The 23,445-nt window shown below is 71.2% G+C and carries 24 protein-coding genes; 23 read left to right on the top strand and 1 reads right to left on the bottom strand.

Annotated elements, in window-relative coordinates; genetic code table 11:
• The first annotated feature begins 1 nt into the window (after nucleotide 1).
• The 23 genes from VFW66_05150 (at nucleotide 2) to recN (ending at nucleotide 21,730) form a co-directional block, all read left to right on the top strand.
• The gene (locus tag VFW66_05150) at nucleotides 2–337 is read left to right on the top strand and encodes an STAS domain-containing protein (protein HEX5386068.1); all 336 of its coding nucleotides are present in this window, start codon (nucleotides 2–4) and stop codon (nucleotides 335–337) included.
• Between the two features lie 10 nt (nucleotides 338–347).
• Nucleotides 348–812 (top strand): ATP-binding protein, encoded by a 465-nt coding sequence (locus VFW66_05145; protein HEX5386067.1) that lies wholly within the window; start codon nucleotides 348–350, stop codon nucleotides 810–812.
• A gap of 50 nt (nucleotides 813–862) precedes the next feature.
• Nucleotides 863–2,368 (top strand): SpoIIE family protein phosphatase, encoded by a 1,506-nt coding sequence (locus VFW66_05140; GenBank protein ID HEX5386066.1) that lies wholly within the window; start codon nucleotides 863–865, stop codon nucleotides 2,366–2,368.
• A gap of 10 nt (nucleotides 2,369–2,378) precedes the next feature.
• A complete protein-coding gene (gene rsmA, locus VFW66_05135; protein HEX5386065.1) occupies nucleotides 2,379–3,182 on the top strand; it encodes a 16S rRNA (adenine(1518)-N(6)/adenine(1519)-N(6))-dimethyltransferase RsmA in 804 nt (267 codons plus the stop codon).
• A gap of 29 nt (nucleotides 3,183–3,211) precedes the next feature.
• Nucleotides 3,212–3,832, top strand: coding sequence for a redox-sensing transcriptional repressor Rex (locus VFW66_05130; GenBank protein ID HEX5386064.1), 621 nt, complete (start codon nucleotides 3,212–3,214; stop codon nucleotides 3,830–3,832).
• Between the two features lie 21 nt (nucleotides 3,833–3,853).
• Nucleotides 3,854–5,086 carry an arginine deiminase family protein gene (locus VFW66_05125; GenBank protein ID HEX5386063.1) on the top strand — a complete coding sequence of 411 codons (1,233 nt, stop codon included), beginning with the start codon at nucleotides 3,854–3,856 and terminating at the stop codon, nucleotides 5,084–5,086.
• A gap of 22 nt (nucleotides 5,087–5,108) precedes the next feature.
• Nucleotides 5,109–5,984 (top strand): 3'-5' exonuclease, encoded by an 876-nt coding sequence (locus VFW66_05120; GenBank protein ID HEX5386062.1) that lies wholly within the window; start codon nucleotides 5,109–5,111, stop codon nucleotides 5,982–5,984.
• Nucleotides 5,981–6,877: an MBL fold metallo-hydrolase gene (locus VFW66_05115; protein ID HEX5386061.1), complete on the top strand. Its 897-nt coding sequence runs from the start codon at nucleotides 5,981–5,983 to the stop codon at nucleotides 6,875–6,877. Before VFW66_05120 ends, VFW66_05115 begins: the two co-directional genes overlap by 4 nt.
• A 273-nt stretch (nucleotides 6,878–7,150) precedes the next feature.
• Nucleotides 7,151–7,612, top strand: a complete 462-nt coding sequence (gene infC / locus VFW66_05110) for a translation initiation factor IF-3 (protein HEX5386060.1) — start codon at nucleotides 7,151–7,153, stop codon at nucleotides 7,610–7,612.
• 29 nt (nucleotides 7,613–7,641) lie between these two features.
• Nucleotides 7,642–7,836, top strand: a complete 195-nt coding sequence (gene rpmI / locus VFW66_05105) for a 50S ribosomal protein L35 (GenBank protein HEX5386059.1) — start codon at nucleotides 7,642–7,644, stop codon at nucleotides 7,834–7,836.
• Nucleotides 7,837–7,843: 7 nt separating this feature from the next.
• A complete protein-coding gene (rplT, locus tag VFW66_05100) occupies nucleotides 7,844–8,209 on the top strand; it encodes a 50S ribosomal protein L20 (protein HEX5386058.1) in 366 nt (121 codons plus the stop codon).
• A gap of 100 nt (nucleotides 8,210–8,309) precedes the next feature.
• A complete protein-coding gene (gene pheS / locus VFW66_05095; protein HEX5386057.1) occupies nucleotides 8,310–9,389 on the top strand; it encodes a phenylalanine--tRNA ligase subunit alpha in 1,080 nt (359 codons plus the stop codon).
• On the top strand, nucleotides 9,386–11,806 hold the full coding sequence (gene pheT / locus VFW66_05090; protein ID HEX5386056.1) for a phenylalanine--tRNA ligase subunit beta: 2,421 nt from the start codon (nucleotides 9,386–9,388) through the stop codon (nucleotides 11,804–11,806). The genes pheS and pheT overlap by 4 nt, the downstream gene beginning before the upstream one ends.
• A gap of 2 nt (nucleotides 11,807–11,808) precedes the next feature.
• The gene (locus tag VFW66_05085; GenBank protein HEX5386055.1) at nucleotides 11,809–12,114 is read left to right on the top strand and encodes a hypothetical protein; all 306 of its coding nucleotides are present in this window, start codon (nucleotides 11,809–11,811) and stop codon (nucleotides 12,112–12,114) included.
• The gene (locus tag VFW66_05080; protein HEX5386054.1) at nucleotides 12,111–12,437 is read left to right on the top strand and encodes a cell division protein ZapA; all 327 of its coding nucleotides are present in this window, start codon (nucleotides 12,111–12,113) and stop codon (nucleotides 12,435–12,437) included. The genes VFW66_05085 and VFW66_05080 overlap by 4 nt, the downstream gene beginning before the upstream one ends.
• Complete coding sequence (rny, locus tag VFW66_05075; protein ID HEX5386053.1) at nucleotides 12,434–14,020, top strand: ribonuclease Y; 1,587 nt, start codon at nucleotides 12,434–12,436, stop codon at nucleotides 14,018–14,020. Before VFW66_05080 ends, rny begins: the two co-directional genes overlap by 4 nt.
• A complete protein-coding gene (gene folD, locus VFW66_05070; GenBank protein HEX5386052.1) occupies nucleotides 14,017–14,913 on the top strand; it encodes a bifunctional methylenetetrahydrofolate dehydrogenase/methenyltetrahydrofolate cyclohydrolase FolD in 897 nt (298 codons plus the stop codon). Before rny ends, folD begins: the two co-directional genes overlap by 4 nt.
• Complete coding sequence (gene xseA, locus VFW66_05065; protein ID HEX5386051.1) at nucleotides 14,910–16,061, top strand: exodeoxyribonuclease VII large subunit; 1,152 nt, start codon at nucleotides 14,910–14,912, stop codon at nucleotides 16,059–16,061. The genes folD and xseA overlap by 4 nt, the downstream gene beginning before the upstream one ends.
• A 4-nt stretch (nucleotides 16,062–16,065) precedes the next feature.
• Nucleotides 16,066–16,299, top strand: a complete 234-nt coding sequence (gene xseB / locus VFW66_05060) for an exodeoxyribonuclease VII small subunit (protein ID HEX5386050.1) — start codon at nucleotides 16,066–16,068, stop codon at nucleotides 16,297–16,299.
• Nucleotides 16,292–17,221, top strand: a complete 930-nt coding sequence (locus VFW66_05055) for a polyprenyl synthetase family protein (protein HEX5386049.1) — start codon at nucleotides 16,292–16,294, stop codon at nucleotides 17,219–17,221. The genes xseB and VFW66_05055 overlap by 8 nt, the downstream gene beginning before the upstream one ends.
• Nucleotides 17,222–17,234: 13 nt before the next feature.
• Nucleotides 17,235–19,133 (top strand): 1-deoxy-D-xylulose-5-phosphate synthase, encoded by a 1,899-nt coding sequence (dxs, locus tag VFW66_05050; protein ID HEX5386048.1) that lies wholly within the window; start codon nucleotides 17,235–17,237, stop codon nucleotides 19,131–19,133.
• 13 nt (nucleotides 19,134–19,146) lie between these two features.
• Nucleotides 19,147–20,028, top strand: coding sequence for an NAD(+)/NADH kinase (locus VFW66_05045; protein HEX5386047.1), 882 nt, complete (start codon nucleotides 19,147–19,149; stop codon nucleotides 20,026–20,028).
• Nucleotides 20,029–20,041: 13 nt separating this feature from the next.
• Nucleotides 20,042–21,730 (top strand): DNA repair protein RecN, encoded by a 1,689-nt coding sequence (gene recN, locus VFW66_05040; GenBank protein HEX5386046.1) that lies wholly within the window; start codon nucleotides 20,042–20,044, stop codon nucleotides 21,728–21,730.
• On the opposite strand, the gene VFW66_05035 is transcribed toward recN, so the two are convergent.
• Entirely contained in the window at nucleotides 21,727–23,445 is a 1,719-nt protein-coding gene (locus VFW66_05035; GenBank protein HEX5386045.1) for a DUF885 family protein, read from the bottom strand. The two genes, recN and VFW66_05035, sit on opposite strands and share 4 nt — an antisense overlap.

Genomic DNA, 23,445 nt, shown 5'->3' with positions numbered 1-23,445 from the left:
CATGAGCGTTGCCGAGTCTGAAGGCCCGAACGGGGTGACCGTCATTCGCATCGAGGGCCAGCTCGTCGTGAGCAACCGCCAGGAGCTCAAGGACCTGGTGAACCACGCGCTGGACGAAGGCGCCCGCAAGTTTCTGCTCGATTTCAGCGGTGCGGGCTACATCGACTCTTCGGGCCTGGGCGCCCTGGTGTCGTTATCCAAGCGGGCCCGTGAGCTGGGCGGCGAGCTCAGGTTGTCGGGGCTCAACGAGGACCTGCGCTCCCTCTTCGAGCTGACCAAGCTCGACACGCTCTTCGCCATCGCCGACACGCCCGACCAGGCGTTGGCGGGATTCTGAGGGGCCGTCGATGGCCGCTCCTCTGCAGCTCTGCGTTCGCCGGTCGCCATCGCCCGACATCGGCGCGTTCGGCGCCAGCATCCGGCTTCGGGTGCCGAGCGACGTGGCGTGCATCGAGCAGGCGGTGAGCCTCGTGACGCGCCACTGCCTCTCGGGCACGCCGGCGAGCGACCGGCTGCGCTTCCGGCTGCAGGTGGTGCTGGCCGAAGCGCTCGCCAACGCCGTGATCTGCGGCAACGGGCAGGATCCCGCCAAGTGGGTCGATGTCGAAGCCGAGCTGTCGCCAGGGATCATCCGGGTGACGGTCACCGACGAAGGCGAGGGCTTCGATCCCGCGCAGGTCCCCGAGCCGACTCGGCCGGAGCAGGTATTCGACACCTGTGGGCGGGGTCTCTTTCTCATCCGAAAGCTCGTCGATGAGCTCGCCTTCAACGAGCAAGGAAACTCCATCTGCATGACGCTGCGCCGCCGGTAGCGCGGCTCGACGACATCCTCGATCGTCTGGGCGCGCTCGTCGGGGGACGGGTGCGCCTGTGGCGCTTCGATGGGCGTGGGCTCGCGCTCGCGGGCGGCCCGGCGTCGGGCTGGACGCCGCCGATGCCGCCCACGGCCGGTACGTTCTCGACACCGGCGGGCCCGGTGCGGCTCGAGGCCGTGCCCGAGGCGCCCGGCTACTGGCTCGAGCTCAGCGTGGACCATGAAGCGGCCGCACGCCTCGGGCCGATCATCGCCGCGCTTATCGATGCGGAGCGCCAGCGGGCATTCCTGGCGGACGAGCTGGCGAGCCGCTACGAAGAGATCGATCTCCTCTATGCCATCAGCGAAATTCTCGGCCGCACCACGCGGCTGGAGGAAGCCGCGCAGACGATCGTCCGCGAGGTGAGCGCCGTCGTGGGCGCGCGGCGGGCGTCGATCATGGTCTACGACGAGGCCGTAGGGCTTCTCCGCACCGTGGCGGCGCGCGGATTCGACGCGGCGGGCATGCGGCCCGTGCCGCTGGGCGATGCCGGGTCGGTCGCGGCGCGGGTGTTCCGCGAAGGCCGGGTGCTGGCACACGATCCCACGCCGGCCGAGCTGGAGCAGCCGTCCGACGGGCGTGGGTACCGCGGCCATGCGTATCTCAGCGTGCCGATCAGCTATGCGGCGCCGGGCGGGAGCGTCCGGTGCGTCGGCGTCATCAATCTTACCGACCGCGTCGGGGGCGACCGCTTCACCGTGGGCGACCGCAAGCTCGTGAGCGCGGTTGCCAATCAGATCGGCGCGGCAGTGGAAAACGCGCGGCTCGTCGCCCGCGACCTCGCGCGGCAGCGGCTGCACCACGAGCTGGAGCTGGCGCACGATCTCCAGCTCAAGCTGCTGCCGCACCCGTCGGTACTGCAGGGTGACGCCCACGTGGCCGCGCGCTGCGTGCCGGCCGATTCGGTGGGCGGCGACTTTTATACCTTCACGCGTCTGGGCCGCGGCCGCGTGGGCGTGATGCTGGGCGACGTGGCGTCGCACGGCTTCTCCGCGGCGCTCGTGATGGCGCTCGTGCTCGCCGCGGCAGGCATTCACGTCGCGGCTTCCGTCACGCCGGACGAGACGCTGAGCGCGCTGCTCGAAAGCCTCGGCACAGAGCTGCGCACGACCGAGATGTATGTGGCCGTGTTCTACGGCGTGCTCGACCCGCTCACCGGCCGGCTCACGTACGCCAACGCGGGTCATCCGTACGCCTTCCGGGTGCCGCGCTTCGGCCAGCCCGAACGCCTGGCGGCGACCGCGCCGCCCATTGGCCTCGCGGCGGCGAGCGACATCCAGCGCCGGCAGCTCCCCTGGTCCAACGAGAACGACCTGCTCGTGCTCTGGACCGACGGCCTGGTCGACGCGCGAAACGAGGAGGGCGAGCGGTTCGGCGAGCGGCGGCTCCTGGATCTCGTGAGCGCCCGCCGCGCCGAGCCGGTCGAGCGCATCCTCGACGCCGTCTACGCCGAGGCCGACGCCTTCTGCGCCAAACCGGCGGATGATCGCACGCTGCTCCTGCTCCGGCTCTAGCAGCCGCCGCGTGCGCGCCAAAAAGCGGCTGGGCCAGCATTTTCTCAGCGATCCCCGGATTCTCGCCCGCATCGCCGACGCGGTCGAAGCCACGCCGGCCGACACGGTGCTCGAGATCGGACCGGGCCCGGGTGGGCTCACCGGCCAGCTCGCCGCGCGCGCGGGGCGGGTGGTGGCAATCGAGCGGGACGTGGTACTCGCTCAGGCGCTCGCGGGCCGCTGGCCGAACGTGGCCGTGGTGGAAGGCGACGCGCTGACTGCGGATTGGCATGCGCTCGCCGGACCCGGGCACGGGGGCCGGTGGATCGTCGCCGGCAACATCCCCTATAACATCACGTCGCCGCTCATCGAAAAGGCGCTCGAACCGCCGCGACCCGCGCGCGCCGTGTACCTCATGCAGCGCGAAGTCGCGGAGCGGGTGGCGGCCGCGCCCGGGCGCGCCGCGTACGGTGCGCTCAGCGTGGGGGTACAGGCGGTGGCCGCGGTGGAGCTGCTCTTTCGCGTGCCCGCGGGGGCGTTCACACCGAGGCCCAAGGTGGATTCGATGCTCGTGCGGCTCACCCCACGCCCATTCCCGCTCGTGGCCGACTCGGCGCGCACGTCGTTTCGCCGGCTCGTGGTCGGCCTGTTCGGGCTCCGGCGGAAGCAGCTCGTGCGGGGGCTGCGGGAGCTTACGGGCTGGTCAGCGGAAATCGTCGCGGCATCTCTGGCGGGCGCCGGCATCGCCGCCGAGCTGCGCCCGGAGACGCTTTCGCCGGCGGCATTCGCGGCGCTGTACGCGGCGCTCGTTGACGAAGGATGGCGAGGCGGCTAGCGTTGTGAAACATTTCACAATAGGGCGACATGCGCAAAGTCGCGGAGAGCACGGTGCGTCGCCTCTCCCTGTACCTGCGGTTCCTGGAGGAGTTCGACGAGGAGGGACTCGCCACCATCAGCTCCGAGGCGCTCGCCTCGCGCGGCGGCACCACGTCGGCGCAAGTGCGCAAGGACCTCTCGTTCTTCGGCTCGTTCGGCAAGCGCGGGCTGGGTTACCCGGTGCCGGAGTTGCTCGGCCGGCTGCGAGAAATCCTGGGACTCGAGCGCCGCTATCGCGTGGCGATGATCGGGGCGGGGAAGATCGGCGGCGCGCTCGCGCAGTATCGCGGGTTCCGGCAGCGCGGGTTTGACATCGCCGCGATCTTCGACGTCGATCCGGCCAAGATCGGCCACCAGTGGAACGGGCTTACCGTGCGGGACATCGCGGACCTGGAGCGGGAGCTCACCGCCCAGCCGGTCGAGATGGCGGTGGTCGTGACACCCCCCGACGCCGCCCAGGCGGTGACCGACCGGCTCGTGCGGCTCGGTGTGAAGGCGCTGCTCAACTTCGCGCCGCTGCAGCTGGCCGTGCCCGATGACGTCGTGGTGAAGACAGTGAATCTGGCACTCGAGCTCGAGACGCTGAGCTACGCACTGACCAACCGCTAGCGCCTCGTTTACGTTGTGGGCATGTCCTGCCTCCACGTCTCGTCCGAGATCGGTCCGCTGCAGGCAGTGCTGGTGCACACGCCCGGCCCCGAGCTGCAGGCGGTGACGCCGGGCACCCGCGAAGATTTTCTCTACGACGACATCATCGATCTCGAAACAGCGCAGCGGGAGCATCGCCAGTTTGCCGCGGTGCTCTCCCGGGTCGCGACCATCCACCAGGTGCGAAAGCTCCTGGCCGAGGTGCTCGAGGCGCCCGAGGCACGGGAGTTCCTGATCTCGGAGACGCTCGACGTCGTGCCGTCCGACCACCTCGCGCAGCGGCTCGCCGCGCTCGCGCCGGAAGAGATCGTCCGGATGCTGATCGAGGGCACCGAGGAGTCCGCGGGGCCCATCGCGCGGGCGCTCAACGAAGGCGGCTTCGCCCTGCCGCCGCTGCCCAATCTCTTCTTCCCACGCGATATCGGCATGGTGATCGGCGAGCACGCGGTCGTGGGGTCAATGCGCTACGGCGTCCGGTGGACCGAAGAGCTGCTGGTGAAGGCGCTCTTCCGGTTCCATCCGATGCTCTCCAACGCGGGGCTGCTCTACGACGGGTCGGAGGAGCAGCGCAGCAACTACACGCTCGAGGGCGGGGACGTCCACCAGCTCCGTCCCGACCTGCTCGTCGTGGGGTTCAGCGAGCGAACGTCGCCGGCGGCGCTCGACCAGCTCTGCGAGGTGGTGTTTTCCCGGGGCGCGATCACCGATGTCATCGTCGTCGTCATGCCCAAGGCGCCGACCGCCATTCACCTCGACATGATCTTCACCCACGTCGATCGCGACCTTTGCGTGGTGTACCCGCCTTACTTCGTCGGCCCGGAGCGGTTGCCGATCCTGCACCGGCGGAAGGGGACGGACACGGTGCGCGAGATGCCGACGTTTTTCGCGGCGCTCGACGAGGTGGGGCTGCCGCTCGAGCCGGTGTTCGCGGGCGGGAGCGTGCGCACCGCGCAGGACCGCGAGCAGTGGAGCTCGGCCTGTAATTTCCTGGCGCTCCGGCCGGGGATGATCGTGAGCTACAAGCGCAACTACGCCACGCTGGATGCGCTCAAGGGCGCGGGATTCCGCCAGGTGCCGTCGTCCGACTTCCTTGCGTTCGACGACTGGATCGATTCGCGGCAGCGCATCGTGGTGACGGTGGACGGGAGCGAGCTCGCGCGCGGCGGTGGCGGCCCGCGTTGCATGACGCTGCCGCTCCGGCGCGCGGAGCCTTGAGCGGAGGCCGGACGGCGTGCCGATGACAGGCCTGGCACCGCATCCGGCCGCCACCTTGGCCGCGCGGGTGTTGGATCGGCTCGCCGAAGGTCCTGAGACGTCGGCGGTGCTCTGCGCGGCGGTATTCGGTCTCGCGGACGCGCCGAGCTCCGTGGCCGAGCGGCTCGCGGTGGCGCTCCTCGGCGCGGATCCGCGCATCCACCGGCTTGCCGACGGGCGCTGGGCGCTCGTGGCGGAGGTGCAGGGCTCGCCACTGCTGGAGGAGTGCGCCTTCGCGGTCGTGGACGTAGAGACGACCGGCATGCGCGCGTCGGGGGGCGACCGGGTGACCGAGATCGCCGTCGCCGTGCTGCACGGCAGGCGGCGCGAGGTCGTCTTCGAGTCGCTGGTGAATCCGGAGCGGCGGATCCCGTCGGTGGTGGCGTCGATCACGGGCATCACCGACGCGATGGTGCGCGGCGCGCCGACCTTCGCCGAGCTTGCGGATCAGGTGCTCGCGGCGCTCGGCGGGCGCGTGTTCGTCGCGCACAACGCTCGGTTCGACTGGGGCTTTGTGGGCGCCGAGCTGCGCCGGGCGCGGGATCTCGCGCTCGACGGGCCGCGGCTCTGCACCGTCCGGCTCGCGCGAAAGCTCGTCCGCGGCGTGGGTTCCTGCGGGCTCGACAGCCTCACGCACCATTTCGGATTCGCGAATGCCGCCCGCCATCGGGCCGCGGGCGATGCCATGGTCACCGCCCAGCTGCTGGCGCGGCTGCTGGAGCTCGCGCGCGAGGCGGGGGCGCGGACGCTGCAGGACCTGGCGGCGCTCGAGGCGCGCTCGAGCCGCGCCCCGCGCCGCCGCCGCGCGGCCATGCCCACCGAGCCGCGCGGGGATTCCTGCCTGGAAGGCCGCGCGTGAGCCTCACGCACACTTTCACCGTCGGCGAGCTGCGCTGCCACACGCTCGAAGGTGGCATCCAGCGCCTCGATGGCGGCGCGATGTTTGGGGTGGTGCCGCGCCCGCTGTGGGAGCGCCGGGCCACGCCGGACGCGCGCCATCGCATCCAGCTCGCGCTGCGCTGCCTGCTTATCGAGCATCCCGGCGGCCTCGTGCTGGTGGACACCGGTATCGGCGACAAGGACGACGAGAAGTTCCGCGGCATCTACGGGATCGAAAACCGCGGCGTTCTGGGGCGCACGCAACTCGACGATGCGCTGGCCGAGGTGGGACATGCGGCAGATGAGGTGCGCTGGGTGCTCAACACGCATCTGCACTTCGATCATGCGGGAGGCGATACCGTGCGGTCGGCTGCTGGCATGCTGGACCTGGCATTTCCGAACGCGACGTACGTCGTGCAGCGCGGCGAGCTGGCGTTCGCCCGGCTGGCCAACGAGCGCAACCGCGCGAGCTACCTGCCGGACAACTTCGAGCCGGTGGACCGGGCAGGACGCTGGCAACTGGTCGAGGGTGACGCCGGGTTTCTGCCCGGCATCTCGCTCAGAGTCACGCCGGGCCACGTGCCATTTCATCAGTCGGTCGTGGTGCGGAGTGCGGGCGAGACTGCAATTTTCCTGGGTGACGTCGTACCGACGACGGCGCACGTCCCGCTCGCCTGGATCATGGGGTACGACGTGGAGCCGCTCCGCACCCTCGAATCGAAGCGCGCGCTCTACGCAGAGGCGCTTGCGGGCGACTGGCTGCTCGTCTTCGAGCACGATCCGCGGGTTGCGACGGCGCGCCTCGACCCGGGGGCGCGGGGTCTCGGACTGCGTGACGTGACGACGGTCGGCGATACGGCCCCGGTCCGTTGACACTCCGAGGGGGCGCGGGTAGGTTGCCGTCCTGAAAGCTGGGGCGTATGCCCCACACCCTGAGCCCGCGGAGGTAGTCGCGGCGCAACCGGGTCCAGGCATGGCGCGATGGGCCGCCGCCGGCGGCAGCGGGTCGCGCTCCATACATGCTACGGACGCCCGGTGCACGGGGCGTCCGTTTTTCTGTGTCAACTACGCGGGGAGGCTCAGCCACTGTCCACGAACGAGCGCGAAAAGAGAGTCCGTGTCAACCGGCAGATCCGCATCAGTCCAGTGCGGGTCATCGGGTCCGGGGGCGAGCAGTTGGGGGTGATGCCGGTGGACGAGGCCCTCGCGGCGGCGCAGGAGCGCGGCCTCGATCTCGTGGAAGTGGCGCCGATGGCTCGCCCTCCCGTGGTCAAGATCATGGACTACGGGAAATTCAAGTTCGAAGAGGCCAAGGCGGCGCGCGCGGCCAAGAAGAAGCAGCACGTCATCCAGCTCAAGGAAGTGAAATACCGCCCGGGCATCGACGACCACGACTTCGATTTCAAAACGCGCCATGCCCGCGAGTTCCTGGGCGACGGCAACAAGGTCAAGGTGACCATGATGTTTCGCGGCCGGCAGATGGCGCACACGGAGCTGGGCCGGGCGGTGCTGGACAGGGTGGCAGCGGAGTTGGCGGACGTGGGCAAGGTGGAGAGTGACGCCAAGCTCGAAGGGCGCAACATGACGATGGTTCTCGCGCCAAAGTAAAGGGCGCCGCCCTCTCAACGGGAATGCAGATGCCAAAGCAAAAGACCAAACGTGCCGCCATGAAGCGGTTTACCAGGACAGGGTCAGGCAAGCTCCTGCGCGGGCATGCCAACCACACGCACATCCTGACCAAGAAGTCGCGGAAGCGGAAGAACAAGCTTAAGAAGGAAGCGCTGGTGAGCTCCGCGGACTTTCGCCGCGTCAACCGCCTCCTTCAGGCCTGAGGATACCATGCCGCGTGTCAAGAACGGCGTCGCGCATCACGCGCGCAAGAAGAAGTACATGGAAGCCGCCAAGGGCGCCCGCGGCGCCCGGAGCAAGCTGTACAAGTCGGCCAAGGAGACGGTGGAGCGCGGCATGCGCTACGCCTACCGCGACCGGCGCAAGCGGAAGGGCGAGTTTCGCGCGCTCTGGATCACCCGCATCAACGCCGCCGCCCGCCTCCATGGCCTGACCTACAGCCGGCTCATGGCCGGCCTCCGGCGCGCGGGCGTCGAGATCAATCGGAAGGTGCTGGCCGACCTCGCGGTGCGCGACCCGGAGGCGTTCGGCCGGATCGCGGAGATCGCCAAGACGCAGGAACACGCGGGCGTCTAGCGGGCACGCTCCGGGCGGCGGCTGCCGCCCGCAGTCAGCCACCCCAACGTCACGCGGGGTCGCTCGCACCGGTGCGGGCGACCCTTATTTTCGGATATCCATGGCCGACCAGTCCCGACACCCCGAGCTCGACGCGCTCGTGCCCAGGCTCGAGCGGATCGCCGCCCTCGACGCCGCCGAGCTCGAGGCCGAGAAGATTTCGCTCCTCGGCCGGAAAGCGGGCGCGTTCAACCGGCTGCTCCAGACGCTGCCATCGCTCCCGATCGAGGAGCGGAAGCAGTACGGCGCTGCGGTGAATCGGCTCAAGGCGGAGGCCGAGGCCGCCATCGCGGCGCGGAGCGCAGCCCTGGCGGCCGGCGCCGCGCCCGCTGCCGCCGCCGACCTCACAATGCCCGCGCGCCATCGCTGGATCGGGGCCGAGCACCCCGTCACCGCCGTGGTGGACGAAATCCTCGCCATTTTCCGCGCGCTGGGTTTTGCCGTCGTCGTGGGGCCCGAAGTCGAGACCGACTGGTACAACTTCGGTGCGCTCAATTTCCCGGCAGACCATCCGGCGATGGACCTGCACGATACGCTCTATCTCGACGCGCCTCCGGTCGAAGAGTCGCCGGCGGGCGGTCGGCTGCTCCTTCGCACGCACACGTCGCCGGTCCAGATCCGGACGATGCTTGCGAGCGCGCCGCCCATCCGGGTGGTGATGCCCGGCGTCGTCTACCGCAACGATCCGTTCGATCCGTCGCACGCACCGGCGTTCCTCCAGATCGAGGGCCTCGCGGTGGACGACGGCATCTCGTTCGTGGATCTCAAGGCGACGCTGGCGCATTTCGCCCAGCGTTTCTTCTCGTCCTCGACCGCCGTGCGGTTCCGGCCCTCGTACTTCCCATTCACCGAGCCCTCGGCCGAGATGGATGTCGAGTGCCAGCTCTGCCATGGGGCGGGCTGCCCCACCTGCAAGGGCACGGGGTGGATGGAGATCCTCGGCTGCGGCATGGTGCATCCCGCGGTGCTGCGGAACGCGGGGCTCGACGCCGAGCGGTACACCGGCTTCGCCTTCGGCATGGGGCCGCAGCGGATCGCGCTGCTTCGGTACGACGTGCCCGACATCAGGCTGCTCTACGAGGGCGACATGCGGTTCCTCGAGCAGTTCGTGGCCGCGGGCACGGGGCAGGGCGGCGCGTGAACGTGTCGCGGCGGTGGCTCGAGGAGTTCCTGCGGCGCCCGCTGGCGGCGCAGGACGTGGCGAGCCGGCTCGCCATGCTCGGCGCGCCGGTCGATGCCATCGAGACCCTCGGCGGCGGGCTGCGCGACATTCGCGTCGCGCTGGTCGAGGCGGTGCGCCCGCATCCGAACGCTGACCGGCTCCGGCTCTGCGTCGTGAACGACGGCTCGCCGGAGCGGCGCACCGTGGTGTGCGGCGCGCCGAACGTGACGGCGGGGAAAAAGTATCCGTTCGCGCCGGTGGGAGCGACGGTGCCGGCCGGCAAGGGTGGCGCCCCCATGCGGCTCGAGCGCGCCAGGATCCGCGGCGAGCTGTCCGAAGGGATGCTGTGCTCGGCGCGCGAGCTGGGTCTGGGTCAGGATCACGACGGTCTGCTGGAGCTGGAGACGGCGGCGGCGCCGGGAACGGCGCTCCTCGAGGCGCTTCCGATCGGCGACGATCGGCTGGTGGTGGACGTCTCCCCGAACCGCCCGGACCTGCTGGGCCACAAGGGCATCGCCCGCGAGTTGGCCGCCGCGTACGGTACGCCGTTCCGGCTGCCGCTCGTGCCCGGCGCCGAGACGCTCGACATTCCGCCCGCGCGCCGAGTCGGAGCCGTGGGTTCCCTGGGCGCCGCTCGGAATGAGCGCGGCGTGTCCGTGTCTCTCGAAGATCTCGAGGGCTGCCGGCGGTTCCACGCGGCACTCATCCGTGGCGTCCGCATCGCGCCGTCGCCCTCATGGCTCGCGCAGCGGCTGGAGGCGGTGGGCGTGCGCGCGATCAACAACGTGGTCGACGCCACCAACTACGTCATGCTCGAGCTGGGCCATCCGATGCACGCGTACGATGCGGCGCGCGTCGCCGGGCCCGCACTCACCGTGCGGCGCGCGTCGCCCGGCGAGGCGCTGGTGACGCTGGATGGCCAGCGCCGCGCGCTCGACGCCGAGATGACGATCATCGCCGACGCCGCGGAGCCGATCGGTATCGCGGGGGTGATGGGTGGCGCCGGGACGGAGGTGCGGGCGGAAACCACCGAGGTGCTGCTGGAGGCGGCGTGGTGGACGCCCGCGCGCATTCGCCGCACCCGTGGGGTGCTTGGCCTCGCCAGCGAGGCGAGCTACCGCTTCGAGCGGGGGGTCGATCTCTGGGGCGGCGCCGAAGCGATGCGCCGCTGCATCGAGCTGGTGCTCGCAACGGCGGGCGGCACCCTGGCCGACGCGCCCGTGGACCTCTGGCCGGAACCGTCTCATCCGCCGCGCATCTTTCTCCGCCCCGCGCGCGTGGCGCAGGTGCTGGGCGTCGAGCTTCCCTGGAGCGCGATCGAGCGCCATCTCGGCGCCGTCGGCGCCACGGCGCTTGCCAAGCCGGAGGACGGCCGCCTCGCCGTCGAGGTGCCCGGGTGGCGCCCGGATCTGCGCGAGGAGATCGACCTCATCGAGGAGATCGCCCGCCTCCACGGGTACGACAACTTCCCCGTCGAGCTGCGGCGCTTCCGCGTGGGCTCGCTGGCCGACGCACCGATCGAGCGGGCCGCCTCGCACGTGCGCCGCGGGCTCGCCGCCCAGGGGCTGCTCGAAACCATGGGTCTGCCCATGGTGCCCGACAGGGGCCCGGACGCTGTGCGGCTCCGCAATCCGCTTTCCGCCACGGACGCGCACCTGCGCCAGGCGCTGCTGCCCGGGCTCGTGCGCGCCGTGGAAGCCAACTGGGCTTGCCACGCCCGCGACGTCCGCCTCTTCGAGGTGGGCACCGTGTTCCGCGCTGCCGCGGGGCGTCCGATCGAGTCGCGGCACGTCGCGGCTATCGTGACCGGCGCGCGAGCGCCGAGGCACTGGACCGGCACGGGACGCGACGACTACGACCGCTGGGATCTCAAAGGTCTCTTCGAGGCCGCAGCCGCTCTGGCAAATCCCGTGGCCTCGATACAAGTTGAGGGCGACTCATGGGTTGCGGTGGCCGGTGATGGTCGGGTCGTGGGGCGCGCCGCGGCGCTCGAGGCGGATGCGCCGCCGTGGGCAGCACCGGTCTTCGGGCTCGAGATCGAGCTCGACCCGACGGCTCGCGCGCCGACCCGTTTCCGCAGCCTGCCGTCCACCCCGTCGTCCGCGCGCGATTTCGCGCTGTTGCTTCCCGACACCGTCACGGCCGAGGCGGTGCGCCGCGTCCTCGAGGGCGTGGGCAATCCGCTGCTGGCGCACGTGGCGGTGCGCGACGAGTACCGGCCGCAGGGGGCAGCCGCGTTGCGCAGCGTGGCGTTCCGGTTGACCTTCCGCGCGGCTGACCGCACGCTGCGCGACAGCGAGGTGGATGCGGCCGAGCGGCAGTTGCTTGGCGTCCTCGAGCAGCGGCTCGGCGTGCGGCGGCGCGATGCGGCCTCGATGCCCTCCCCGGGAGACTGACCGTGGCCTACACCTACGAGCGACCCGACTTGAAGGCGTTGACCGAGCTGGAGGAGTTGCTGCGCAACCTGGGCACCGAGGTGGCCGGGTGGCGGCGGCGATCGCTCAAGGCGGAGGCGGAGCTGCAGGAGGTCCGTGCGCGCGGCGGGGTGTATCAGGGCCCCGAGCTGAGCGGCGCGCGCCAGCGCGTGGCCGAGCTGGAGCGGGAGAATCAGGCGCTGCGCGACCGGATCGACGCGGCCAAGGAGCGGGTGCGCGCGCTTGCCGCGCGGCTCGCCTTTCTCGAGCAGGGAGGCTCGCCCTCGTGACCGGAGCCAAGAACGCGGTCAAGGTGACGATCGGCGGCGAGGAATTCACCGTACGCTCCGAACTGCCGCCCGAGTACACCAGGGAGGTCGCGGCCTATCTCGACGCGGCGCTCAAGCGGGTGCGGGACATGCTGCCGAGCGTCGAGACCCACAAGGCCGCCATCCTCGCCGCGCTCGCCATCACCGACGAACTGTTCCAGGCGCGCCGGGGCGACCGGGACATCGCGCAGCGGATCTCCGGCATTGCCGATGACCTGGTGCGGCTGCTCCCGCCGGCCAAACGAGGGAGCCGCGCCAGCGGCTCGGTGGCGGCGGCCGAGTGAACCCGCTGCTGCTCGGCGCGATTGGCCTTGTCGTGGGGCTCGCGGTCGCGGCCGCGCTCGGCGCCGCGCACGTGAATCGGCGGCGGCGCGAAGCGGCCGCGATCGTCGCGGCGGCGGAGGCCAACGCGGCGCGGCTCCGCGGCGACGCGGAGCGCGACGCCGAGCGCCAGGCGGAAGCGGCGCGGCAGTCCGGCATCATGGCGGGCAAGATGGACGCGCTCAAGGTGCGCGAAGAGCTTGACCGCGAAGTGGCGCGGCGTCGCGAGGAATGGGAGCGGGCCGAGCGTCGGGTGGAAGACCGCGGCCGCGCGCTCGAGCGGAAGCTGGAGGAGGTGGCGGGCCAGGAGCGCGGGCTCCGGGTCCAGGAGCAGGCGCTCGCCGCGCGGGAGCACGAGCTGCGCGGGCGCGAGGCCGAGAGCGAGCGGCTGGTTCAGGAGCAGCGCACCCGGCTCGAGCGGATTGCGGGGCTCACGGCCGACGATGCGCGGCGCGAGATCATGCAGCGGGTGGAAGACGAGGCCCGGGCCGGCGCCGCGGCGCTGGTGCGCGACATCAAGGAGCAGGCCCGCCGTACGGCGGAGCGCGACGCGAAGCGGATCATCGCCATGTCGATCCAGCGGATTGCCGCCGAGCACACGGCGGAGAGCACCGTGGCGGCCGTGGCGCTCCCGAGTGACGAGATGAAGGGCCGGATCATCGGACGCGAAGGCCGGAACATCCGCGCGTTCGAAACCGCGACCGGCGTCGACGTGATCATCGACGACACGCCGGACACCGTCATCGTTTCCTGCTTCGACCCGATCCGACGAGAGGTGGCGCGCCGCGCGCTCGAGGCGCTCATCACCGACGGCAGGATCCACCCGGGCCGGATCGAGGAGATCGTCGCCCGGTGCCGCCGCGAGCTGGAGGTGCAGCTCGTCGAGCTCGGCGAGCAGGCGGCGTACGACACCGGCATCCACGGCCTCCACCCCGAGCTCATCGTCATGATCGGCCGGATGCGTTACCGTACGTCGTACGGGCAGAACATCCTCGACCACTCGAAGGAAGTCGCATGGCTCGCCGGAATGATGGCGGCGGAGCTGCACGCCGACGTAGCGCTCGCCAAGCGCGGCGGCCTGCTGCACGACGTGGGCAAGGTGCTCACGCACGACAGCGAAGGCACCCACGTGGAGCTGGGCGTCGAGATCGCCCGCAAGTACGGTGAGAGCGCCGCCGTGATCAACTGCATCGAGGCCCACCACGACGACGTGCCGCACGAGAGCACGGAGTCGGTGCTGGTCCAGGCGGCAGACGCGATCAGCGGCTCGCGCCCGGGGGCACGGCGCGAGGCGTTCGAGAGCTACGTGAAGCGGCTCACTCGCCTCGAAGAAATCGCCAATGGATTTCCTGGCGTCGAGAAGAGCAACGTGATCCAGGCGGGGCGCGAGGTGCGCGTCGTCGTGACCCCCGACCGGGTGGACGATGCCGCGGCCGCGCAGCTCTCGGATGCCATTGCCCGCCGCATCGAGAATGAGTTGCAGTATCCGGGTCAGATCCGGGTCGTGGTGATCCGGGAAACCCGAGCCGTGGATTTTGCCCGATGACCGCCCGCGTTCTCGATGGCGTTCCCATCGCCGACGCCATCCGCGCCGAGGTCGCCGCGGCCGTGGCGAAGCACCGCGCTGCCGGGCACCAGCCCGGGCTTGCCGTGGTGCTCGTGGGCGAGAATGCGGCGAGCCAGGTCTACGTCCGCTCCAAAGGCAAGGCGTGCGACGAGGCCGGCATGCACTCGGAGACCGTGCGGCTGCCTGAGACCGCGAGCGAGGCCGAGCTGCTCGCCGTGGTGGACCGGCTCAACACCGACCCCAGGATCAACGGCTTCCTGGTCCAGCTCCCGCTCCCCAAGCACATCGATGGCGAGCGGGTGCTGAATCGGGTGAACCCCCTCAAGGACGTCGACGGTTTCCATCCGGTAAATGCCGGAAAGCTCGTGATCGGCGACCCGACCGCGCTCCGCCCCGCCACGCCCTACGGCGTGCAGCAGATGCTGCTCCGTTCGGGGATCGACCCGAAGGGCGCCAATGTGGTGATCGTCGGCCGCTCCAACATCGTGGGCAAGCCGATGGCCAATCTCCTCATTCAGCCGGGCCGGGGCGGGGATGCGACGGTCACCGTCTGCCATTCCAAGTCGCGCGACCTCCCCGCCATCTGCCGCTCGGCCGACATCCTGATCGTCGCCATCGGCAAGCCGGAGTTCGTCACCCGCGACATGGTGCGCCCCGGGGCCGTCGTGATCGACGTGGGCATCAACCGGGTGGAGGACGCGAGCCAGCCCAGGGGCTACCGCATCGTGGGCGACGTGGCCTTCGCGCCGGTGGCCGAGGTCGCCTCCGCCATCACGCCGGTGCCGGGTGGCGTGGGCCGGATGACCATCGCCATGCTGCTCCAGAATACGCTGCAGGCATTCGAGCAGCAGCAACAACAGCGGGCCGCGTGACGCTGCAACTGCCGATCCCGGCGGCGACGCCGGCCGACGAAGTTCTATCGGTCGGCGATCTCACCGCGATGGTGAAGGGCTTGATCGAGGGCCAGATGGGTCCGCTCTGGGTCCGGGGCGAGATCGTGCAGTGCCGCGTGTGGAGCAGCGGACACTGGTACTTCACCCTGCGGGACGCGGGGGCGCAGGTGCGCTGCTGCATGTGGCGGGCACACGCGGCCCGCGCGGGGCGCCCGCCCGCGGACGGCACCGAGGTGTTCGCCTACGGCGCGCCCGGGATGTACGAGGCAAAGGGGGAGTTCCAGCTCGTCGTCACCCGGATGATCCCGACCTCGACGGTGGGCGAGCAGCAGCGCGCGCTCGAGCGCACCCGCATGGCGCTCGCGGCCGATGGATTATTCGACCGCGCGCGCAAGCGCCCGGTACCGCCGCTCGCCGGAGCCGCCGCCGTGGTGACGAGCCTCGATGGCGCGGCGCTCCGCGACATCATCACGGTTACCCGCAAGCGGTGGCCGGGCGCCGCGCTCGTCGTGGTGGGCTCGCGCGTGCAGGGCGACGGGGCCGCCGACGAGCTGGTGGCGGCCCTCGGCATCGTGAACCGGCTCGACGATATCGATCTCTGCATCGTGGGCCGCGGCGGCGGCGCGCGGGACGATCTTGCCGCCTTCAACGACGAGCGGGTCTGCCGCGCCCTCGCAGCGGTGTGCGTCCCCACCATCTCGGCAGTCGGGCACGAGATCGATGTCACCCTCGCCGATCTCGTTGCCGACGTGCGCGCCGCCACACCATCCGCGGCAGCGGAGCTCGCGTGGGCCGATGCCCGAGAGGTCACGCGCCAGGTGGCTGACCTGAGCGCCCGCATGAGCGCCGGACTCGACCGCCGCACCCGCTTTGCCGCCGAGCGGCTCGCGCGCACCGGCGATCGGCTGCAAGCGGCGGCGGAGCAGGCGCTCGAGCGCCAGCGCTACCGCGTCGACCGCCTCGCCGCACAACTCGATGCGTTGAGCCCGCTGCGCGTGCTCGCCCGCGGATACGCGGTGCCGCTCGGCGCCGACGGCCGCGTGCTCCGTCGCAGGGCCGAGTTCACGCCGGCCCGGCCCTTCCGCCTGCGCGTCGCCGATGGCGATGTCGCGGCGCGGGCCGAATAGGGCCGTGACCGCGCCACCCCCGCCGCCCTCGCTCGCGGAGCAGTTGGCGCGTCTCGAGGTGATCGTGCGCCGGCTCGAGATCGAAGAGCTGGACCTGGACGCGGCGCTGGCACTTTTCGAGGAAGGCGTCGCCTGCCTGCGCGAGGCGCGGGCCCGCCTCGCCGCGGCCGAGCTCACCGTCCGCACGGTCCTCGAGGACGCCGACGGCTCGCTCCGATTCACCGATCTCGATGGCTGAGGTGGCGACGGACCCGGCGACCGCATTGCTCGCCGAGGCCCGCGCCGCGACCGACGCACGGCTCGAGCGCTGGGCCGCGCGCATCGAGCTCATGGCGCCGGGCCCCGGGGCTGCTGCGGTGGCGTACGCGCTTCGGAGCCCGGGCAAGCGGGTCCGCGCGGCGCTCGTCCTGGGTGCGTATCGGGCGGCGGGTGGGCGCTCCGACCCGGCGGGCGTTGCTGCCGCCGCCGAGACCGTGCACGCCTACTCACTGGTGCACGACGATCTCCCGTGCATGGACGACGACGATCTTCGCCGCGGTCGCCCGACCACGCACCGCGTCTTCGGCGTGCCGGTCGCGACCCGGGCGGGCTATCTCCTCGTGCCGGTCGCCGCGTGCGTACTGGCCGAGGCGGCGGATGAGCTGGGGCTCGGAGAGGAAGTCCTTGGGCGCATGGCCGTCGAGCTGTTCGAGGCCGGCGGCATCGAGGGCATGGTGGGTGGCCAGTGGCGCGACCTCGCGGCGGAGGGGCGGGCGCTCGATCTCGCGGAGCTCACGGCCATCCATCGCGGCAAGACCGGCGCGCTCATCCGCGCGGCGTGCATGCTCGGCGGCCTCGCCGCCGCCGCGCCGCCGCCCACGCTCGCGGCGCTCGGCCGATTCGGCGAGGACATCGGTCTCGCCTTTCAGATCGCCGACGACGTGCTCGACGCCACCGGTACGAGCGACGCGCTGGGCAAGACCGCGGGGCGTGACGCCGCGCTGAACAAGTCCACCTACGTCGGCCTGCTTGGCGTGGACGCCGCGCGCGCGGAAGCGGCGTCCCTGGTGCAGCGGGCGCTCGCGCGCCTCGGTGCCAGCAGCGCCGCGGGGGTCGACGGCGCTCTTGCGGCGGGCTCCCTCGCCTCACTGGCGCAGTATATTGTCACGAGAAGCTCGTAAGGGGAGAAGAGCCATGTCCTTGCTCGCCGGCATCCGGGATCCGGAGGACCTCAAACGCCTCAAGCGGGAGCAGCTCCCACAGCTTGCGCGCGAGATCCGGGAGCGGCTCATCGAGTGCTGCTCGCTCACCGGCGGCCACATCGGCGCCAGTCTCGGCGTGGTCGAGCTCGCCGTTGCGCTGCTCTACGAGTTCGACTCGCCCGCCGACCGCATCGTCTGGGATGTAGGCCACCAGGCGTACGCCTGGAAGCTGCTCACCGGCCGCAACGCGGAATTTCCCACGCTGCGCCAGCCGGGCGGGATCTCCGGCTTCCTCAAGCGCGCCGAAAGCCCGCATGACCAATTCGGCGCGGGCCACGCCGGCACCGCGGTTTCGGCCGCACTCGGCATGGCGGCGGCGCGCGATCTCCGGGGGCAGACTCACAAGGTGGTCGCCGTCCTGGGCGACGGTGCGCTCACCTGCGGGCTTTCCTACGAGGGAATGAACAACGCGGGGCACTCGGCGCGCGATGTCATCATCGTGCTCAACGACAATGGCATGTCGATTTCTCCCAACGTGGGCGGAATCGCGCGCATGCTCGGCGGTATCGTGGCCAACCCGCGCACCAACGCGCTGCGCGAGCACGTGAAGCACCTCACCTTCGCCCTCGGCAACGTGCTCGGCGAAGGCGTCGTCGACTTCGCCAAGAATGTGGAGGAGAGCGCCAAGAATCTCTTCTCGCAGGGGATGCTGTTCGAGGAGCTGGGGCTCCGCTACTTCGGACCCATCGACGGCCACGACCTGACCAAACTTTGCCAGACGCTCGCGTTCGTGCGCGGAATGACCGGCCCGCGCCTGGTCCACGTCATCACGGAGAAGGGCAAGGGGTTCGCCTTCGCCGAGTCGAACCGGGAGAAGTGGCACGGGCTCGCGGCCTACGACCCGGTCACGGGCGAGGCGCGCAAGAAGTCGAGCGGTCCGCCCACCTGGACCCAGGTGTTCGGCGACGCGATCACGGCGCTCGGTGCCGAGCACCCCGAGCTCGTCGCTATCACCGCGGCGATGCCGAGCGGCACGGGCACCAGCGTATTCGAGAAGCGGTGGCCCGCGCGCTTCTTCGACGTGGGTATCGCGGAGGGGCACGCGGTGACCTTTGCCGGGGGGCTCGCCGCGGAAGGGATGCGCCCCGTCTGCGCCATCTACAGCACGTTTCTCCAGCGCGCGTACGACAACGTGATCCACGACGTAGCGGTGCAGCAGCTCCCGGTGATCTTTGCGCTCGACCGCGCCGGCCTCGTGGGTGAAGACGGCCAGACCCACATGGGGCTCTACGACATCGCGTACATGCTCGCGATTCCGGGGATGACGGTCACCGCACCCAAGGACGGCGACGAGCTGATCGCCCTGCTCAAGACGGCGCTCGCGCATGAGGGTGGCCCCTTCTGCACCCGGTATCCCCGCGACAAGGCGCCCGCCGAACCGGCCCCGGTGGCCGAGGTGCCGGCAGTGCCCTATGGCACTTGGGAGCAGCTCCGGACCGGCAGCGACGTGGCCCTGCTCGCCGTCGGCACGATGGTGCGGTCTGCACTCGGCGCGGCCGGCATTCTCGCCGGCGAGGGACTCGACTGCGCGGTCGTCAATTGCCGATTCATGAAGCCGATGGACGACGCGATGCTCGAGGCGCTGGTGCAGCGCTACCGGATTCTCGTGACGATCGAAGAAGGCACCGTCGTGAACGGGTTCGGCGCCTACCTTGCCGAGACGTTGCAGACCACCCATCCGGAGGTGCGCGTCGTGGCGCTCGGCGTGCCCGACCGCCTGGTGGAGCAGGCGCCGCGCGCGGAGCAGCTCGAGGCGTTCGGGCTCACGGCGGAAGGGATCGCGCGGCGGGTTACGGCGCTGCACCACGAGGAAAGTTTCGAGGCGCGATGACCGCGGGGGGGCCATGAACGTCGGCGTCGTCGGCAACCCGCGCTACGCCGACCTCGGCGCGGTGCTGGCGCACGTTGCGCGCGAGGCGCCGGCACGGGGGATCACGCTCTTCACCGAGGCGCGGCTGGATCCGTTCTGGCCCTGCCCGCTGCCGCACATCGACGAAGCGCCCACAGAGCCGCCGCTCCACGCCCTGCTCACGTTCGGCGGCGACGGCACGCTCCTCCGGGGCGCGCGCATGCTCCGGACGCGAAGCACCTGCGTCCTCGGCGTGAACCTTGGCCGGGTCGGCTTTCTCACCACCGCCACGCTCGCCACGCTCGACCAGGCGCTCGCGGCGCTCGTTTCCGGCGATTACATCATCGAGCCGCGGCAGGGCCTCACGGCGCAGATCCTCGCGCGCGACGGCGAAGTGCGCGCTGCGCAGCCGGCGCTCAACGACGTGGCCATCCACAAGGGCGGCGTGGCGCGCGTCATCCGGGTCAACGTCTTCATCGAGGGCGAGAACGTCGGGCCGTACAGCGGCGACGGCATCGTGGTCGCGACGCCGACCGGCTCGACGGCGTACAGCCTGAGCGCCGGCGGCCCGATCGTGGTGCCCGGCGTCAAGGCGATGCTGGTGACGCCGATCTGCGCGCATACCCTCGCCGTGCGGCCGCTCGTGGTGCCCGCCTCGTACACCATCGTGGTCGAGCCAATCGACGGCTGGGGCGACGATCTGCTCGTGTCTTTCGACGGCCAGACCGGGAGCACGCTCGCGGGCGGCGAATCGGTGCGGGTGAGCCGGGCCGACGAGCCGATCCACCTCGTGCGGCTGAGCCATGACGGCTTCTTCGCGCGCATGCGGCAGAAGCTGCACTGGGGCGACCTGTCGGAGCGCGAGGTGCAGCGGTGAGGAGTGCGCCGCGGTGATTGCGGAGCTGCGCGTGCGCGACCTCGCCACCATCGCCGACGTGACGCTTCAGCTCGGCCCCGGCCTCAACGTGCTCACCGGGGAGACCGGCGCGGGCAAGTCCATGCTGGTCGACGCGCTGGCCCTGTTGCTCGGCGAGCGTGCCGATCCGTCGAGCGTGCGTCCCGGTGCGGCGAAGGCGGTCATCGAAGGCGCGTTCGACGCGCTCGACTCGGCGGCTCGGCGGGGCGTCGAGGAGCTGGGGCTCGACGTGGAGGACGGCCGGGTGATCGTGCGGCGCGAGGTGTCGGCCGAAGGGCGCTCGCGCGCGTGGGTGAACGGAAGCCCGACCACGGCGACGGTGCTTGGGCGACTGGGCGCCCTGCTGGTGGATCTGCACGGACAACACGAGACCCAGTCGCTCCTGCACGCGGATGCGCAGCGGGACATCCTGGATGCCTTCGCGCATGCCGAGGCGGAGCGCGCCGCTACCGCGGAGGCGTACGCGGCCCTGGCCGAGCTCACGCGGCAGGAAAGCGAGCTGGCCGCGCGGCGCGACGAGGTGCGGCGGCGGGCGGACTACCTGCGCCACGTCGTGCGCGAGATCGACGCGGCGCGGCTCCGGCCCGGAGAAGACGAGGCGCTTGGGCTCGAAGCCCGCCGCCTGAGCCAGGCCGGCGTCATCGGCGAGCACGCCCGACAGATCGCCGAGGCGCTGGAGGAAAGCGATGGATCGGCGCTCGAGCGCGTGGCGGCCGCGGATCGTGCGCTCGCGGCACTCGAGCGGCTGGACCCGGTCGCGAGTGAGTGGCGAGAGATGCTCGATGCCGCGTACGCGAACCTGAGCGAGCTGGCGCGGACCGCGGGCGCGTACGCCGACGCTGCGCACGAAGATCCGGAGCGCCTGGCCGAAATCGAGCGCCGCCGGGACGTGCTGTCCCGGCTGATGCAGAAGTACGGCGCCTCGCTCGAGGCCGTGCTCGAGACCGGCCGCGAAGCCGCCGCCGAGCTGGACCTGCTCGACACCGCGGACACCGATCTCCGCGCGCTCGCCGCGCGCCGCGCCGCCGCTCAGGCCGGGCTCACCGCTGCGGCTTCCGCGCTCACCGCGCGGCGCCGCGCCGGCGCCGATCAGCTCGCGCGCGCCGTGAACCGGTTGCTCCCGCGGCTCGGCCTCCCGGGTGGGCGGATCGCCGTGGAGCTCACGCCGCTGCCGGCGCCCGAGCGCCTGGGCGCCGAGTCGGTCGTCCTCACCGTGCAGCTCAACGTGGGGCTCGATGCAAAGCCGCTCGCCCGCGTGGCCTCCGGCGGCGAGCTGTCGCGCCTCATGCTGGCGCTCAAGGTCGTACTCGCGAAGCACGACGCCATCGCGACGCTCGTGTTCGATGAGGTGGATCAGGGCATCGGTGGCGAGGTCGGGGCGCAGGTGGGCAGCGCGCTCGCCGAGGTTGCGGCGCGCCACCAGGTCCTGGTCATCACGCACCTGCCGCAGATCGCCGCGCGGGCGGACCATCATCTCGTCGTATCGAAGGAGGCGCGCCGCGGAATCGCCACGAGCGACGTGGCCACGATCCACGGTGAGGACCGCGTGGCCGAGCTGGCGCGCATGCTGGGCGACACCGACGGCGACACGGCGCGCCGCCATGCGCAGGCGATGCTGCGCGGCGCCGGAAGTGGCGGCGCCGGGCGCGGGCGCGCGAGCTAGCGCCCGAGCGCCGCGACCTCGTCGTCGAGCCCGAGCATCTCCCACCGCTGGAGCGCGATCGGCACGTTCCCGTTCGTCCAGAGATAGTCGTGGAAGGCGCGAAGCGAGAACGCCGAGCCCTGCTTTGCCCGCGCGTCCGCCAGGAAGCCCAGAATCTGGGTCTTGCCCACGTCGTAGGTGATGCCCTGGCCCGGCGTCGCCGCGAACGAGGCGGCCTCCGAGAGCGCGGTGGCGTGATCCATCGGCACCATGGTCTCGAGGTAGCGCGCGCCATCGGCGATGGTGAACTGGCCCAGCGCGAGCTTCACGTCCACCTCGACGCGAAGCGCCCGGAGCCGCATGAAGTTGTAGATGATTTCGCGCACCCGCGGCCGGTCGTCGAAGAATCCCGCCTGCAGCATCATCTCTTCCGCGTAGAAGCCGATTCCCTCGTTCGAGTTCGAGTCGTAGTAGTGGCGCCGGAGCGGGTCGTCGTTCTTCCCCGAGAGGGCGAGCTGCATGTAGTGGCCCGGAATGCCCTCGTGCACCAGCAGCGGCCGCGGGTCCTTGGCGGAGGCAAGATAGAAGTACCCGAGCGCCGGTGAGGGGGGCGGCCGGTAGCTCACGCCGTCCTGGTCTAGTCGCGTGGGCGAGGTGAGATCGTCGTCCACGCCCCAGTCCGCGAGCGGCGCCAGGTACGACGGCATTGGCATCACGCGGTAGTGCTCGAGCCACGCCGGCACGGTGAGAATGCCGTGGACGCTCACGAACTGGCGCGCCCGCGCCTCGTCGGCCGCTTCGGCCGCCATCTGTGCGGCGGCGTCGGGGTACAACGGCAGCTCCGGCAGGCCGCGGTTCCGCTCGCGCTCGTAGGTCTCGAAGGAGGCGGCGCGCTCCCAGTCGCGCCGCCCCATCGCGATCAGTTGTTCCGGCGTGTACGGCACGACCGCGACGAGGCGCAGGAACCCGATGTATGCCTCGCGGCCGACGGCGGTCTGCTCCGACATCGTGGGCGCACGCTGCTGGAGCCATGCCCGATACGCCTCGAGCGCCGGGATGGCCGCCGCGACGGCCGCGTGCCAGCGCGCCGCATCGGGGCCGGTGAGCTGCGGTGCCAGCTCGCGCTCGACCGTTTCGAGGCTGGGCCGGACGTCGGCCAACGCATCGATGGCAAGCTGGGCGAAGGGCCGCACCGCCTGCGTGAGGTTGGCTCGGCCTTCGGTGAGGGTTTGCGGGATGCGCTCGACCCGGCGCACAATTGCGCGGGTGCGCACCGAATCGAATGGTGGCGGCGCGCGCAGCAGGTCATGGAGGGAGCCGATCGTCTGCTCCAGGTAGAAGACCGGATTCCGCTGCCAGCCGCGGTTGATGTCCAGCTCCCATCCCACCCGCGCGAGCGCCGAGCCCATGAGCCGGTAGTCGACCTGCGCGTGGCGGCTCCATCCGGCCGTATCGATCCGGCGCCATTCGCCCTCGAACACGCGCGCCGAATCGCGCCGCGCGGCCACCGCGGGGCCCGACCAGTCGGGCAACCAATCGGGCGAGCGGTCGATGCGGGGGATGTCGTCGCCGGTGATCGGTTGCGCATCGGCGCGCCACGCCCAGAAGCGTTCGGCCAGCGCGGCGAGCGGCGCGGGAGGCGCCGACTCAGGCGCGGCCGACCCGGGCGCGCCCTGGGCGCCGCACGCGGCGAGGGGCGCCGCGAGCAACGCTGCAGTGAGGAGGGTAAGTCGCAC

It is taken from the genome of Gemmatimonadales bacterium (assembly GCA_036279355.1).
Lineage (GTDB): Bacteria > Gemmatimonadota > Gemmatimonadetes > Gemmatimonadales > GWC2-71-9 > DASQPE01.
Note: the sequence above shows the minus strand (reverse complement) of the source record. Positions and strands in the feature narration are given on the sequence as shown.

Coding starts and splice junctions, on each gene's coding strand:
- VFW66_05125 (HEX5386063.1), top strand. CDS start 3,854: ATGTCCTGCCTCCACGTCTCGTCCGAGATCGGTCCGCTGCAGGCAGTG.
- VFW66_05055 (HEX5386049.1), top strand. CDS start 16,292: ATGGCTGAGGTGGCGACGGACCCGGCGACCGCATTGCTCGCCGAGGCC.
- folD (HEX5386052.1), top strand. CDS start 14,017: ATGACCGCCCGCGTTCTCGATGGCGTTCCCATCGCCGACGCCATCCGC.
- VFW66_05120 (HEX5386062.1), top strand. CDS start 5,109: ATGACAGGCCTGGCACCGCATCCGGCCGCCACCTTGGCCGCGCGGGTG.
- VFW66_05130 (HEX5386064.1), top strand. CDS start 3,212: ATGCGCAAAGTCGCGGAGAGCACGGTGCGTCGCCTCTCCCTGTACCTG.
- rplT (HEX5386058.1), top strand. CDS start 7,844: ATGCCGCGTGTCAAGAACGGCGTCGCGCATCACGCGCGCAAGAAGAAG.
- dxs (HEX5386048.1), top strand. CDS start 17,235: ATGTCCTTGCTCGCCGGCATCCGGGATCCGGAGGACCTCAAACGCCTC.
- pheS (HEX5386057.1), top strand. CDS start 8,310: ATGGCCGACCAGTCCCGACACCCCGAGCTCGACGCGCTCGTGCCCAGG.
- VFW66_05045 (HEX5386047.1), top strand. CDS start 19,147: ATGAACGTCGGCGTCGTCGGCAACCCGCGCTACGCCGACCTCGGCGCG.
- VFW66_05150 (HEX5386068.1), top strand. CDS start 2: ATGAGCGTTGCCGAGTCTGAAGGCCCGAACGGGGTGACCGTCATTCGC.
- rpmI (HEX5386059.1), top strand. CDS start 7,642: ATGCCAAAGCAAAAGACCAAACGTGCCGCCATGAAGCGGTTTACCAGG.
- VFW66_05145 (HEX5386067.1), top strand. CDS start 348: ATGGCCGCTCCTCTGCAGCTCTGCGTTCGCCGGTCGCCATCGCCCGAC.